Genomic DNA, 12,695 nt, shown 5'->3' with positions numbered 1-12,695 from the left:
CAGACACCAACAGGAATCCGCATGAAAGTAGATTTAGTCAAACACGCCCAAGTGCAAGCCAAGTTGTCAGTACAGTCTCCTCAAGACCCCCGAGTACAAGTTCTAGTCAACGAGGTGATCGCCCGTGTTGCCGACAAGTGGACGATGATCGTCATCGACGTGCTGGCCGAGCATGGCGCACTGCGCTTCACCCAACTGGCGAACAAGGTCGCTGGCATCAGCCAGAAGATGCTGACTCAAACGCTACGTGACATGGAGCGCGAGGGGCTGGTTACCCGTACCGTCTATCCGGTGGTGCCGCCCAAAGTGGAATACCAGCTCACGGATCTAGGCCTTGGTCTGGGCGCAGCGTTTTGTGGTGTGTGGGTATGGGCCGAGCAAAATCTGGATAGCATCGAGCAGGCGCGTGCCGTCTATGACGCGCGCAATCAGACGGGAAAATAATTCAAGGCTGAACCCAGCCTTTATTCAGGATTTTCGGCTTGCTTGCGCTGGCGAAACGAAGCTACCTTCATCCGGTTGCCGCACAGCGCCATGCTGCACCAACGGCGGCGCTTCGACTTGGTGGTGTCAAGAAAAGTCAGTGTGCAGTCGTGAGCCTCGCATTGATGAACATGCTGCAAAGTCCCTTGCGTCAGCAGCGAAGCCAGAGATGCGACCACGGGGTACAGCAGGCTGGCCGCGCTACCGTCGCGCGGGCGATCGACCTGCGTGAAACGCGCCGTCTCAACGTCCCAACTCAGTTGTGGAACTGGCAGGCCTTGCGCAAAAATTTGATTGATTACACGCACATCAGCGGCCTCTCCCTGCTTGGCCGCGCTCAAGCATTGCGACATTTGCTCGCGCAGCGACTGGGCCAATTGCAGCAATCCAACAGGCACTGAAACGACATCTTCAGACACCACACCTGCAGCACCCAGCCATGCCAAAACGCTTTTATCATCCACAAAGCAGTCGTGGCGCTGTACGCCAACACCAAAAGCACTGTTGATGAAGTCCAGCCCGAGATTGTTGCCCACGAAATGAGGAGGTTGGTGTATATCGTTCATCTTTGTAACCCTTAAAAATAATATTGACAGGTTACCAAAAACATTCGTAACCTTCAATAACCACTTTTAAAGGTTACCAATCAATATGAACTCACTCCAAACCTCCGCATATGCTTCAACCGCCGTCCACTATCGCTATGAGCACGTCGGCCCCGTCAATCTCTTCTACCGTGAAGCAGGCTTGCCCACAGCACCAACCGTGCTACTGTTGCATGGGTTTGCTGCCTCGTCGTACATGTACCGCGACGTGATTGCCGCATTGGCCGATCGTTACCACGTCATTGCTCCTGACCTGCCCTCCTTTGGCTTCACCCAATCGCCAGCGCGGACAGATTACGTCTATACATTCGCCAATCTCGCAGCAACCATGCGCCTGTTCATCGACCAATTGAAACTGGATCGCTACGCGCTGATGGTGCACGACTACGGCGCGCCAGTGGGGTGGCGCTTGGCGAGCGAAAGACCTGAGCAAGTCACGGCCATCATTTCCCAAAATGGCAATGCGTATGAAGAAGGGCTGGGCCAGGGCTGGGACGCCATCAAACGGTACTGGCAATCACCAACGGCGGAAAATCGGGCTGCGCTGCAGGATTTTCCGACACCCGAATCGGTCAAATGGCAGTATCTGGAAGGCGTCAAGGATGCGAGCCTAGTCTCGCCCGACGGCTATACGCTGGAAGGACTGCAGGTAACGCGTGAGGGTAATGCCGACATTCAGTTGGATCTGGTGCTCGACTACGCGTCCAATGTGAAGATGTACCCTCAGTTCCAAGCCTATTTCAGTCAACAGCAACCACCGTTGCTGGCTGTGTGGGGCCAGCATGATCCGTTCTTCCTACCGACGGGTGCCGAGGCTTGGAAACGTGACATTCCCTCTGCCGACATCCGCTTCTACGATACCGGGCATTTCGCGCTGGAAACACACGGGGCAGAGATAATCGCGGTCATCCGTGAGTTCTTGGGACGACATATCTAGAAAAGAGCGTTTAGTTAGCAATAAAAAAAGCCCCGGCAACACCCCGGGGCTTGGTACTCGCAAACACACCAGATGGCATGTTGCGCGGTAAGGGGGTACAGGTTCTGACATCTCTCCCCCAAAACATCAATTCAATAATTAATCGGATTCAAAAACACGCATTATGAAACAGATAACGTTTCTCTGTCTGGGCTCAACGCTCGTTTCATTGCAGCCACGACATCGCCGTCGACGCTATACTGGCTAAATTCATCCATCTCTGAATTATCGCCGCACATTGATACGCCAATTTTCCGATAACGCATCACCGATGACGTCCATTGTCCGGCAGAGCTATGTAGTTCCTTAATACCGCTTTGCTGAAACTTATGCAGATTAGTCAAGCGGACACCAGAACCCGCCATAATGATTGGACCACGACTGGCCTTAGTGAGTTCACGTAACAACATCAATCCATTTTCTGCCGTCTGTTGCTGCCCGGAAGTCAGGATCCGTGACACGCCCAAATCCGTTAATTGCTCTAACGCTAAACGGGGATTAAGGCACATATCAAAAGCCCGATGAAATGTCACCGACATGCCTTGAGCCAACGACATGATTTGCTCCATTCGGGGTAAATCAATATGGCCTTCGGCATCTAATATCCCCACCACGATACCGGGGAATCCCATCGCCTTAATTTGTTCAACCTCGTATTTAATGATTTTAAACTCTGTGTCGCTATAACAAAAATCACCGCCCCGAGGCCGTACAATCGGATGAACGGGAATCGTTACGTTGTCACGAGCGAGGCATAGCACGCCATATCCGGGTGTTAATCCCCCTTCCCGTTGTCCGGCGCAAAGTTCAACGCGATCCGCACCAGATTGAGCCGCTGTCACGGCACAGTCAACGCTGTAACAACATACCTCCAATTTCGGCATACCCCCTCCCAATCACTCCAATAGAACGCCCAATAGATCCCCATAAGTAAGGGAATAACTAACTATGGCATCCAGGCTCATATTGCGAGGAGACGACCGTCACAATGAATACTCACTCCAGCAAAATAAACATGACATAAACCACAATTCTGTTAATGAACTTATCGTACAACTCAATAGCGGGCAGTTCTGATTAACAAAATCGCCATCCTTCTTGCTATTTATTCGTCATTTTCACTGGCAACAACATCTCGTATATCATAAGGATGAAATTTTATTGTCACTTTCCCATTGGTCACCGCTAATGTCGGATTGGGAAGTCGTTCTTTCTCTCCTTGCGGAGAACTGAATTTAAGTTTTACCCCTGGCGTAAGCAATGCTTCATCAGATAAACACGCTAGCGCCCGCTGATGGAATGTGTCCACCTCCCCAGGCAGAACCAACTCTATATGCTCCCAACCTTCATGTGGATAATACCTTTCACCAGGCCAAGGCAACTCAACACAATCAATTTCCCATTGCCCAATGTTGATGACAGTATCTAATATAAAAAGACTAATGTTTCGTCCGTTGATCATATTATTACAAAGCAACTGCCCTTTATCTGACAGTTCCCGATACCAACGCTCCGCAGTACTGTTCTGATGACAGCGAAGAGCAATATGATCGGCTCGAAATAGTGACACATCAAGCTCAAGAGTATTGACCAATGCAGTAATATCATGCTCAAAACGGAGCAAATCCTGAGTCAGTGCTTCAGAAAACATGTAAAAATCCTCACTGGATCGCGACGATATCAGATCCTCTGATGAAACCCGAGTCTGATTTATATCCAAAATGTACTGTATTAAGAAAAGACAATAACGTTTAAATTCAATAAAGTAAAAAACAAACGGTAAATTAAATAAACTGGCATCATTATTAAACCAGACAATTTCGATGCTTATTGTCAGTGTTTGGGAGTTGTCTTAAATAAAAATCGCCCCATTGTATGGCGAAAAAAAACAGTATAACCTGCTCAGTAAATATGCAAACAGAGCCAATAATATGATCTTATTAGCCATTTCAATTCTGCTCGTTATTATCGCGGCGTATGCTATTTTTCGCCATTTTAAAACCAGAAATGAACTAAAAATTGGTGGAAATCACCGCACTAAAAAGCGGTAAATAAATAATTATTCTGTATCCCTAACATCCTCATAATAACAACCATTTTCCTTTCATCTTGCGATTCCCCTTTCTGTTTTCATGTCAGTACACCATTTTCTGCTGCCGACAAGCCTGTTTGCTGACTCACAAAGGCAAATATGGTATAAGCAGGGCTTGATTTTTTATTTAAGGTAAACCGGTGAATATTCAGGCTCTTCTCTCCGAAAAAGTCAGCCAGGCATTGGCCGCAGCGGGTGCGCCACTTAATAGCGAAGCGCAGGTTCGTCAGTCGGCAAAAATACAGTTTGGCGATTATCAAGTAAATGGTGTTATGGCCGTTGCAAAGCATCTTGGCATCCCCCCGCGCCAGTTGGCGGAAAAGGTCATCCAACATTTGGATCTGAATGGCATTGCCGCTAAAACAGAAATTGCGGGCCCAGGTTTTATCAATATTTTCCTTGATAATCGATGGGTTGCGAACCAGGTAGAGAAAGCACTGAACGCCCCCAAACTGGGGATCGCACCAGTTGATCCACAGACCATCGTGATCGATTACTCGGCACCCAACGTAGCGAAAGAAATGCACGTTGGCCATTTGCGATCCACCATCATTGGCGACGCCGCCGTCCGTACCTTATCATTTCTCGGTCATAACGTGATTCGCGCCAACCACGTCGGGGATTGGGGCACACAGTTTGGCATGCTGATCGCCTACCTTGAAAAAGTGCAGAATGAAAGCGCCAGCGAAATGGAGCTATCCGACCTCGAAGCATTTTATCGTGAAGCGAAAAAGCACTATGACGAAGATGCCTTATTTGCCGAGCGTGCTCGCGGTTATGTGGTGAAACTTCAAGGCGGGGATGAATATTGTCGCCAGATGTGGCGCAAACTCGTTGATATCACCATGGCGCAAAACCAGCTCAACTATGAGCGTCTGAACGTCACGTTAAGCAAAGATGACGTGATGGGAGAAAGCCTTTACAACAGCATGCTGCCCGGCATAGTCGCCGATCTTCGGGCAAAGGGACTGGCAGTTGAAAGCGAAGGGGCGACGGTCGTTTTCCTTGACGAATTTAAAAACAAGGAAGGCGAACCGATGGGCGTCATCATCCAGAAAAAAGATGGCGGCTATCTCTATACCACTACCGATATTGCCTGCGCGAAATACCGCTATGAAACGCTGAATGCCGACCGAGTGCTCTATTATATCGATTCCCGACAGCATCAACATTTAATGCAGGCATGGACGATTGTTCGCAAAGCCGGTTATGTCCCCGATTCTGTGAGTCTGGAACATCACATGTTCGGCATGATGTTGGGTAAAGATGGCAAGCCCTTTAAAACTCGCGCGGGAGGGACGATTAAACTCGCCGATCTCTTAGATGAAGCTTACGAACGCGCGATCACCCTTATTGCAGCAAAAAACCCGGACATGCCTGCGGATGAACTGAGCGAACTGGCAAAGGTCGTTTCTATCGGCGCAATAAAATATGCCGACCTGTCAAAAAGTCGAACCACCGATTATGTGTTTGATTGGGATAACATGTTGGCATTCGAGGGCAACACCGCGCCGTATATGCAATATGCGTATACCCGCGTGGCATCGATCTTCAAACGTGCGGGTATTCAGGAGGATTCGCTAACTCAGCCTATCAACCTCACCGAAGACCGTGAATTGGCGCTGGCGACCCGACTATTACAATTTGAAGAAACGCTTACCACTGTCGCTCGTGACGGTACGCCACATGTGATGTGTTCATACCTTTACGATTTAGCGGGTTCATTCTCCGGGTTCTACGAACATTGCCCGATTCTGAATGCAGAAAATGAAGATGTTCGCCAGAGCCGTCTGAAACTGGCACTGCTAACAGCAAAAACGTTGAAGCAAGGTTTGGATACGCTGGGGATCGATACCGTGGAAAAAATGTAATCCCGTATTGAAATCTACGATCGGAGAATGAGATAAACGCCATGGATGTCTCCATGGCGTTTTGCTATCCGTTTGCTATTCGAATGATGCTTCACCGACCACGCTGAGCTAGCACACTAATTGGCAATGCGACGGGCGAAATCTCGCGGACGAAATCCTAACAGGGCCAACATAGCAAAATAGGCTCCGGCCCCTACCACTACCACCACCATCAGACGCCCGATTCGATACGCCATGTTGCCAACATCCCAGGCGGGCATCCACCATAATAAGCCGACCAGAACCAACGCCATCACAATGACAGCAGCCAGCAATTTTACCAAAAATACGCGCCAGCCCGGCAAGGGGTGGAAAATATCCTGTTTGCGCAGTTGCCAAAACAGCAAACTGGCATTCAAACAAGACGCCAGCCCAATCGATAATGCCAACCCAGCATGCTGCAAGGGACCAATGAATATCAGGTTCATTATCTGTGTCAGAATCAGCGTGACTATCGCGATTTTTACCGGCGTTTTAATATCCTGACGAGAATAGAATCCTGGAACCAATACCTTAACGACGATCAATCCCATTAATCCCACCGAATAGGCTATCAACGCACGCTGTGTCATTACCGCGTCAAATGCACTGAACTTGCCGTACTGGAATAGAGAAACAGTCAGCGGCTGAGCCAAAATGCCTAAGGCAACCGCACTCGGTAAGGCCAACAGGAAACACAGTCGCAGCCCCCAATCCATCAGACGCGAATATTCATCATGATTACCGCTGGCAAAACTTTTTGCTAATGAAGGCAGAAGGATCGTACCTAACGCCACGCCCAACACACCAGAAGGGAACTCCATCAGGCGATCGGCATAATACATCCACGATACCGCGCCTTCACTCAGGAAGGACGCAAAGATAGTATTGATGATCAAGGATATTTGGCTAACGGACACACCAAGAATCGCCGGTCCCATCAGTTTCATCACCCGCCAAACGCTGGGATCACGCCATTTAACACGCGGTAACACCAACATACCAATCTTCTTCAGATGCGGTAATTGGTAACCGAGTTGAAGCAGACCGCCAACCAGAACCGCCCAGGCCAGTGACATCACCGGCGGATTAAAATACGGTGCCGCAAATAAGGCAAAACCGATCATACTGACATTTAACAGCGTGGGTGCAAACGCGGGAACAGAGAAACGGTTCCAGGTGTTTAACACCGATCCCACCATGGATGTCAGCGAAATCAGCAAGATATAGGGAAACGTCACCCGCAACAGCGCCGATGTCAGTTCAAATCGGTCTGGTGTCGCCGCAAAACCGGGAGCCGTCACCATAATGACCCACGGTGCCGCGACCATGCCCGCCACCGTCACCAACGCCAGAATCAGCGTCAACATCCCTGAGACATAGGCCAGAAAAGTGCGAGTCGCTTCCTCTCCCTGCTGACTTTTATATTCAGCCAAAATGGGGACAAACGCCTGAGAAAACGCCCCTTCAGCAAAGATACGACGCAGCAAATTGGGTAATTTAAACGCCACGAAAAACGCATCGGTTGCCATACCGGCACCAAAAATTCGCGCAACGATCGCGTCACGAACAAAACCCAAAATGCGGGAAAGCATGGTCATAGAACTGACGGCTGCCAGTGATTTAAGTAGATTCATCCGATTATATTCTGAAACGTCCAGGGACGATTATTGACCATCAGAGATTATTGGCCATCTGATTGCGGGGTGCGCCTAGTCTACGCATTGCTCGCTTAATAGCTACCCGGCAATATCATGACTGCCGTTTTTTTCAGCTTTTTCCCAAGAGTTCTTCAATAATATATTGCGCGCGTAATGCTTGTTTACCTGATGTTTCCGCTGGTTTCTGCTGCTCAATGGAATCAATAAAATGATTAACCGCGCCAACAAAACCGCGCTGCTCCAGCGTAGTTTGCCAAGAAGCGACCGGAGTACAGGTGATACCCCCCTGCTGTTCCTGACGCCATTCGCGCATCTCATCCACCTGATACTGCGCCCCATCCGTTATTGCGTATATCCGCTCACATTGGCTTCCCGCATGACGATGCATACTGGTGGTAATCAGACTACTATTGGCCGATTGAAAATGATGCTCCGCATACTGTAGCTGTCCTTGAGCATTGCATTGCAATATTCCCCCTTTCAACTGCGTCACTTCCCCAGCCAGCCACAGTGCGGTATCGATCACATGTAAATAATCGTCCAGCAGCGTGAAGCGCATCGGCTGAGGGCCAATACTCGCCATACGGTGTTTATCCATACGGAGCGAAGCGAGATGTGTAACCTGATGTTTTAAACGCTGATACAACGGGGCAAAACGACGATTAAAGCCCACCATTAAATTTTTTTGTCGTTGCTCCGCCAACGCAATCAGAATCTCGGCCTGTTCTATCGTTTCAGCCAGCGGTTTATCAACATAAACATGCACGCCTGCCTGCAATAACGCACTGACAACAGAAAAATGTGTCTCGGTACTGCTGTGCACAAACACGGCATCACACTGGGCAGCCAGTGCGTTAATGTCACTAAAGTGATGTATCCGATATTGCAGGCAAAGTCGCAATGCTTTTTCTTTGCCGGGTGAATACGCCCCAACCAGTTGCCACCGCACCGCCTGACTTAATATGGGTAAATAGGCCTTCTGGGCGATGGACCCTAGCCCCACAATCCCCACGCGCAATAGCGCACGATCCTTTTCGATGGCGTTTGCTGATAATCCGATGGGCGTTTGCATGACCTCTCCGGCAACGATGAATGATGAATATAGTTATGATAATAATTCAGCTAGCTGACGCTTTAGCTCCGCAACCTCTTTTTCTAACGATGCAACGCGTTCAACCAAAGCTGGTGGGGCGTCAGGCACCGCATCATCCGCCGTCGCCAATAGTTCACTAGGCTCACCGCTGAACAAATGGCTGTAACGACTTTCACGTTTGCCTGGTTCTCGCGCCAGACGCGCCACAAAGGGACCATCATCCCGCTGTTGCAGACCAGCCAAAACGTTTTCCACTTCTCCCACATCGGCAAACTCATGTAACCGAGTGGCGCGCGTTCTCAATTCACCTGGTGTCTGAGCACCACGCAACAACAACGTTGCGACGACGGCCACTTCTGCGGGGGAAAACTTAAGATCGCCAAATTCCGAATTACAGAAGCGATGCTCATATTTCACGACTCGGTTGCCAAATCCACTCAGCGTACGTAAAAAGTGTTTTTTCACCAAGAGGTCCAACGTTTGCTGAACGTCAATTTCGCTCAGATCCATTACGGGTTCACGATTTGTTTTTTGATTACACGCAGTCGTGACCCCATTTAATGACATAGGATATTGTTCTGGCGTGGTAATTTGTTTTTCCAACATACAGCCAATCACTCTGGCTTCGCGGGCCGTTAACTGATATTTCATCATGATTCCTCAGCGCTGTGGTTTCCAGTCATGGTTGGTCAATACCGTTAAAACGTGATCCTGCCATTTGCCATCAATCAATAAATAATCTTTCGCATAGCCCTCGCGTTCAAACCCTAATCTCATTAATAAATCCCCGCTGCGATGATTATGCGGCATATGGTTAGCCATAATTCGATGCATATGCTGCTGGCGTTGCATATAGCGCAACGCTGGCTGCAATGCTTCATACATCAGGCCTTGCCCCTGCCACTTTTCCCCCAGCGAATAACCAAGGTAACAGGCATGAAAAGCACCGCGCAGCACATTACTGAAATTGGCGACACCAAGGACTTCATTTTCGTTGTGATCCAGCAGCAAAAAATAGTAGGCGCTGCCTTGCTTGTGCATATCACTGATCACACTCAATCGCGCCTGCCAACCCGAAGGATAGCAATGGCTGGCGTCCCGCACAGGTTCCCAGGGCTTAAGAAAATCACGATTTTCCGAATAGTATTCCGCCAAACGCCATGCGTCACGCTCATGGGCCAAACGCACCACTAACCGATCGGTTGTTAAATGAACTTTTGCAGGCGTAGAACGATAACCAAACATCCCTCCCCCCAAATTTCTGTTTGCTCGATAAGTAAAATTCATCGGGGTAAAAAAAATAGATATTCTCTGTAAGCAGAAAATACCGTACGTTGCCGATAACACTTACTATAACCGCATAAATTCTCTGGCGTAAAATCCACTTCGCCGAGTTATTGTCCGATCGAATCAATTATTTTATTTTTTATGCAAAAAATGCTACGCCGATAACGTTAAGTCGATAAAAAAATATTATCCACTAACGGGCTATCCCAAAAAGGAAATAGAGTACAAAATAGCAACGTCTGTTATTTTTCCTCTTTTTTTGTGGTGAAGCATGCCTCTGATGTCGCAAGCTCGGAGCCTGGGCAAGTATTTTTTATTATTAGATAATATGCTGGTGGTTCTGGGATTTTTCGTCGTATTCCCTCTTATTTCCATCCGCTTTGTCGATCAGCTTGGCTGGGCGGCATTGCTCGTTGGTATTGCTCTGGGATTACGTCAGTTTATTCAGCAAGGGTTGGGGATTTTCGGCGGTGCGATTGCTGACCGCTTCGGCGCCAAACCGATGATTATCACTGGCATGTTGTTGCGTGCCTCCGGCTTTGTTTTCATGGCGATTGCAGATGAACCCTGGCTTCTATGGCTCTCCTGCGCACTCTCTGGTTTAGGCGGCACGCTTTTTGATCCCCCAAGAACCGCGCTGGTTATCAAACTGGTTCGTCCGCAGGAACGGGGGCGTTTCTATTCATTGTTGATGATGCAGGACAGTGCTGGTGCCGTCATTGGTGCCCTTATCGGCAGTTGGTTGCTGCAATATGACTTTGAAATCGTCTGCTGGGCAGGCGCAGTGATCTTCGTTTTAGCCGCAGCGCTGAACATGTGGTTGTTGCCCGCGTACCGTATCTCGACGGTGAGAACACCGATACGAGAAGGATTAACCCGCGTGATCCGTGACCGTCGTTTTCTGACTTACGTTTTAACACTAACCGGTTATTACATGCTGGCGGTTCAGGTGTTATTGATGTTGCCCATCATGGTGAATGAAATTGCCGGTACCCCTTCAGCGGTTAAATGGATGTATGCGATTGAGGCATCGCTGTCTCTGACGTTGCTTTATCCCATCGCGCGCTGGAGTGAAAAACGTTTCCGGCTGGAACAACGGCTGATGGCAGGTCTGTTTATTATGTCGGTCAGCATGTTCCCGATTGGCCTGACGACCACGCTGCAATCCTTGTTGATTCTGATTAGCTTGTTTTATATCGGTTCCATCATTGCAGAACCCGCCCGTGAAACACTCAGTGCATCATTAGCGGATGCCCGGGCCAGAGGCAGTTACATGGGATTCAGCCGTCTCGGGCTTGCACTGGGCGGCGCAATTGGTTACAGCGGCGGCGGCTGGTTATTCGATACCGGTCACGCGTTAAATCAGCCAGAACTGCCTTGGTTCATGCTAGGCAGTATCGGCTTCTTAACGCTAGCCGCGCTCTATTGGCAGTTTAATCAACGGCGTATTGAACCCGCCATGCTCGGCGGGCATTAACCGCTCTTATCCAAGCTGCGGGCATATTACAACCCGCAGCTTGGCGTTTCTGTACCACGTTTGTGTCTGAGTTGATCTCCCCGCCAAAGCGCCTCATACTTTCCCAATACATTCAAATGATTGTTATCAATTGCTTTGTTATCGATTATTTGTCGTATGCTTGGACCGCTCACGCGGCCATTGTCCTATACCCGGCGTTATGATGTGGCTAACAATGGGGGTCGCTAGCTGATAGCCGATCTAAGCCAAATGGACAGCGTAAATGAGCAATAAGGATGCGCCAACCACATCAGACCGCGGGTAAATCAGTGAACCAGAGGATAACTAGTATGAAGTTATATATTTACGATCATTGCCCCTACTGTGTGAAAGCACGTATGATTTTTGGCCTGAAGAATATCCCTGTTGAACTGCAAATCTTAGCCAATGATGATGAAGAAACGCCAACGCGGTTGATCGGTCAGAAAATGGTCCCCATCCTCCAAAAAGAGGACGGCAGCCATATGCCAGAAAGTATGGACATCGTTCATTTCATTGATAACTATGATCGGAAACCGCTCCTGACTGGCCCAACCAACCCTGCCATCGCAGCATGGTTACGCAAAGTATCTGACTATACCCCTCGTTTGATTATTCCACGCTTTGCACAAGCGGCATTTGAAGAGTTTGCTTTAGCGTCGGCCCGTCAGTATTTCATTAATAAAAAAGAGGCTCAGTTAGGCAGTTTTGCCGAACACCTTAAGCACTCTCAGGGGCTAATCAAAAAGCTGAACAATGACCTGACGGAACTGGATTCATTGATCGTTCAACCGAATGCCTGCAATGGAGAATTATCGACCGATGACATTCATTTGTTCCCGTTGTTACGGTCCTTGTCGATCGTCATGGGGGTCACGCCACCTTCGCGTGTTGCTAACTATCGTGACAATATGGCTAAGCAGACTCAGGTTACCTTGTTAAGCAGTCTGGCCCAGTAATAGACTGATCCCCCGGCCGCTTCTCAAGGAAGCGGCATGTTATTGCCGGAACGCTCATACGGCTGGGGATGTTTTATCTATTATTTCAGTGCTATCTGATTGGGATGATCGGCACAAGCATACACTCTGTACCAGCATATTGCTGATTGGATAAC

The 12,695-nt window shown here is 48.9% G+C and carries 12 protein-coding genes; 5 read left to right on the top strand and 7 right to left on the bottom strand.

Annotated elements, in window-relative coordinates; genetic code table 11:
• The first annotated feature begins 21 nt into the window (after positions 1–21).
• Positions 22–444, top strand: a complete 423-nt coding sequence (locus ACKPVM_RS05395; RefSeq protein WP_409307550.1) for a winged helix-turn-helix transcriptional regulator — start codon at positions 22–24, stop codon at positions 442–444.
• Positions 445–464: 20 nt separating this feature from the next.
• Here the strand turns inward: ACKPVM_RS05395 and ACKPVM_RS05390 are convergent, their stop codons facing one another.
• Positions 465–1,049: a CGNR zinc finger domain-containing protein gene (locus ACKPVM_RS05390; protein ID WP_409307548.1), complete on the bottom strand. Its 585-nt coding sequence runs from the start codon at positions 1,047–1,049 to the stop codon at positions 465–467.
• Positions 1,050–1,134: 85 nt separating this feature from the next.
• On the opposite strand from ACKPVM_RS05390, the gene ACKPVM_RS05385 reads away from it, so the two are divergent.
• Complete coding sequence (locus tag ACKPVM_RS05385; protein WP_409307546.1) at positions 1,135–2,025, top strand: alpha/beta fold hydrolase; 891 nt, start codon at positions 1,135–1,137, stop codon at positions 2,023–2,025.
• Positions 2,026–2,186: 161 nt separating this feature from the next.
• Here the strand turns inward: ACKPVM_RS05385 and cutC are convergent, their stop codons facing one another.
• Entirely contained in the window at positions 2,187–2,948 is a 762-nt protein-coding gene (gene cutC / locus ACKPVM_RS05380) for a copper homeostasis protein CutC (RefSeq protein WP_409307544.1), read from the bottom strand.
• A gap of 221 nt (positions 2,949–3,169) precedes the next feature.
• Complete coding sequence (locus tag ACKPVM_RS05375; RefSeq protein WP_409307542.1) at positions 3,170–3,715, bottom strand: VOC family protein; 546 nt, start codon at positions 3,713–3,715, stop codon at positions 3,170–3,172.
• 581 nt (positions 3,716–4,296) lie between these two features.
• Here ACKPVM_RS05375 and argS point away from each other — a divergent pair.
• Positions 4,297–6,027, top strand: a complete 1,731-nt coding sequence (argS, locus tag ACKPVM_RS05370) for an arginine--tRNA ligase (protein ID WP_409307541.1) — start codon at positions 4,297–4,299, stop codon at positions 6,025–6,027.
• Positions 6,028–6,143: 116 nt separating this feature from the next.
• On the opposite strand, the gene murJ is transcribed toward argS, so the two are convergent.
• The 4 genes from murJ to rimJ all read right to left on the bottom strand — a co-directional run bounded on the left by murJ (position 6,144) and on the right by rimJ (position 10,044).
• Positions 6,144–7,682: a murein biosynthesis integral membrane protein MurJ gene (gene murJ / locus ACKPVM_RS05365; RefSeq protein ID WP_409307540.1), complete on the bottom strand. Its 1,539-nt coding sequence runs from the start codon at positions 7,680–7,682 to the stop codon at positions 6,144–6,146.
• A 133-nt stretch (positions 7,683–7,815) separates the two neighbouring features.
• Positions 7,816–8,778, bottom strand: a complete 963-nt coding sequence (locus ACKPVM_RS05360; protein ID WP_409307538.1) for a Gfo/Idh/MocA family protein — start codon at positions 8,776–8,778, stop codon at positions 7,816–7,818.
• 33 nt (positions 8,779–8,811) lie between these two features.
• Positions 8,812–9,450 carry a YceH family protein gene (locus ACKPVM_RS05355; protein ID WP_409307839.1) on the bottom strand — a complete coding sequence of 213 codons (639 nt, stop codon included), beginning with the start codon at positions 9,448–9,450 and terminating at the stop codon, positions 8,812–8,814.
• A 9-nt stretch (positions 9,451–9,459) separates the two neighbouring features.
• Positions 9,460–10,044, bottom strand: coding sequence for a ribosomal protein S5-alanine N-acetyltransferase (gene rimJ, locus ACKPVM_RS05350; protein WP_409307537.1), 585 nt, complete (start codon positions 10,042–10,044; stop codon positions 9,460–9,462).
• 313 nt (positions 10,045–10,357) lie between these two features.
• Between rimJ and mdtH the strand changes: the two genes are divergently transcribed.
• Both mdtH and grxB read left to right on the top strand, forming a co-directional pair.
• The gene (gene mdtH / locus ACKPVM_RS05345) at positions 10,358–11,563 is read left to right on the top strand and encodes a multidrug efflux MFS transporter MdtH (protein WP_409307535.1); all 1,206 of its coding nucleotides are present in this window, start codon (positions 10,358–10,360) and stop codon (positions 11,561–11,563) included.
• A 329-nt stretch (positions 11,564–11,892) separates the two neighbouring features.
• Entirely contained in the window at positions 11,893–12,540 is a 648-nt protein-coding gene (gene grxB, locus ACKPVM_RS05340; protein ID WP_409307533.1) for a glutaredoxin 2, read from the top strand.
• The last annotated feature ends 155 nt before the right edge of the window (positions 12,541–12,695 follow it).

This window comes from Pectobacterium hainanensis (genome assembly GCF_046237015.1).
Lineage (GTDB): Bacteria > Pseudomonadota > Gammaproteobacteria > Enterobacterales > Enterobacteriaceae > JBJYIN01.
Note: the sequence above shows the minus strand (reverse complement) of the source record. Positions and strands in the feature narration are given on the sequence as shown.

Excerpts from the sequence above, each read along its gene's own strand:
- ACKPVM_RS05395 (WP_409307550.1), top strand. The coding sequence starts at position 22 with ATGAAAGTAGATTTAGTCAAACACGCCCAAGTGCAAGCCAAGTTGTCA.
- ACKPVM_RS05390 (WP_409307548.1), bottom strand. The coding sequence starts at position 1,049 with ATGAACGATATACACCAACCTCCTCATTTCGTGGGCAACAATCTCGGG.
- ACKPVM_RS05385 (WP_409307546.1), top strand. The coding sequence starts at position 1,135 with ATGAACTCACTCCAAACCTCCGCATATGCTTCAACCGCCGTCCACTAT.
- cutC (WP_409307544.1), bottom strand. The coding sequence starts at position 2,948 with ATGCCGAAATTGGAGGTATGTTGTTACAGCGTTGACTGTGCCGTGACA.
- ACKPVM_RS05375 (WP_409307542.1), bottom strand. The coding sequence starts at position 3,715 with ATGTTTTCTGAAGCACTGACTCAGGATTTGCTCCGTTTTGAGCATGAT.
- murJ (WP_409307540.1), bottom strand. The coding sequence starts at position 7,682 with ATGAATCTACTTAAATCACTGGCAGCCGTCAGTTCTATGACCATGCTT.
- ACKPVM_RS05360 (WP_409307538.1), bottom strand. The coding sequence starts at position 8,778 with ATGCAAACGCCCATCGGATTATCAGCAAACGCCATCGAAAAGGATCGT.
- ACKPVM_RS05355 (WP_409307839.1), bottom strand. The coding sequence starts at position 9,450 with ATGAAATATCAGTTAACGGCCCGCGAAGCCAGAGTGATTGGCTGTATG.
- rimJ (WP_409307537.1), bottom strand. The coding sequence starts at position 10,044 with ATGTTTGGTTATCGTTCTACGCCTGCAAAAGTTCATTTAACAACCGAT.
- mdtH (WP_409307535.1), top strand. The coding sequence starts at position 10,358 with ATGCCTCTGATGTCGCAAGCTCGGAGCCTGGGCAAGTATTTTTTATTA.
- grxB (WP_409307533.1), top strand. The coding sequence starts at position 11,893 with ATGAAGTTATATATTTACGATCATTGCCCCTACTGTGTGAAAGCACGT.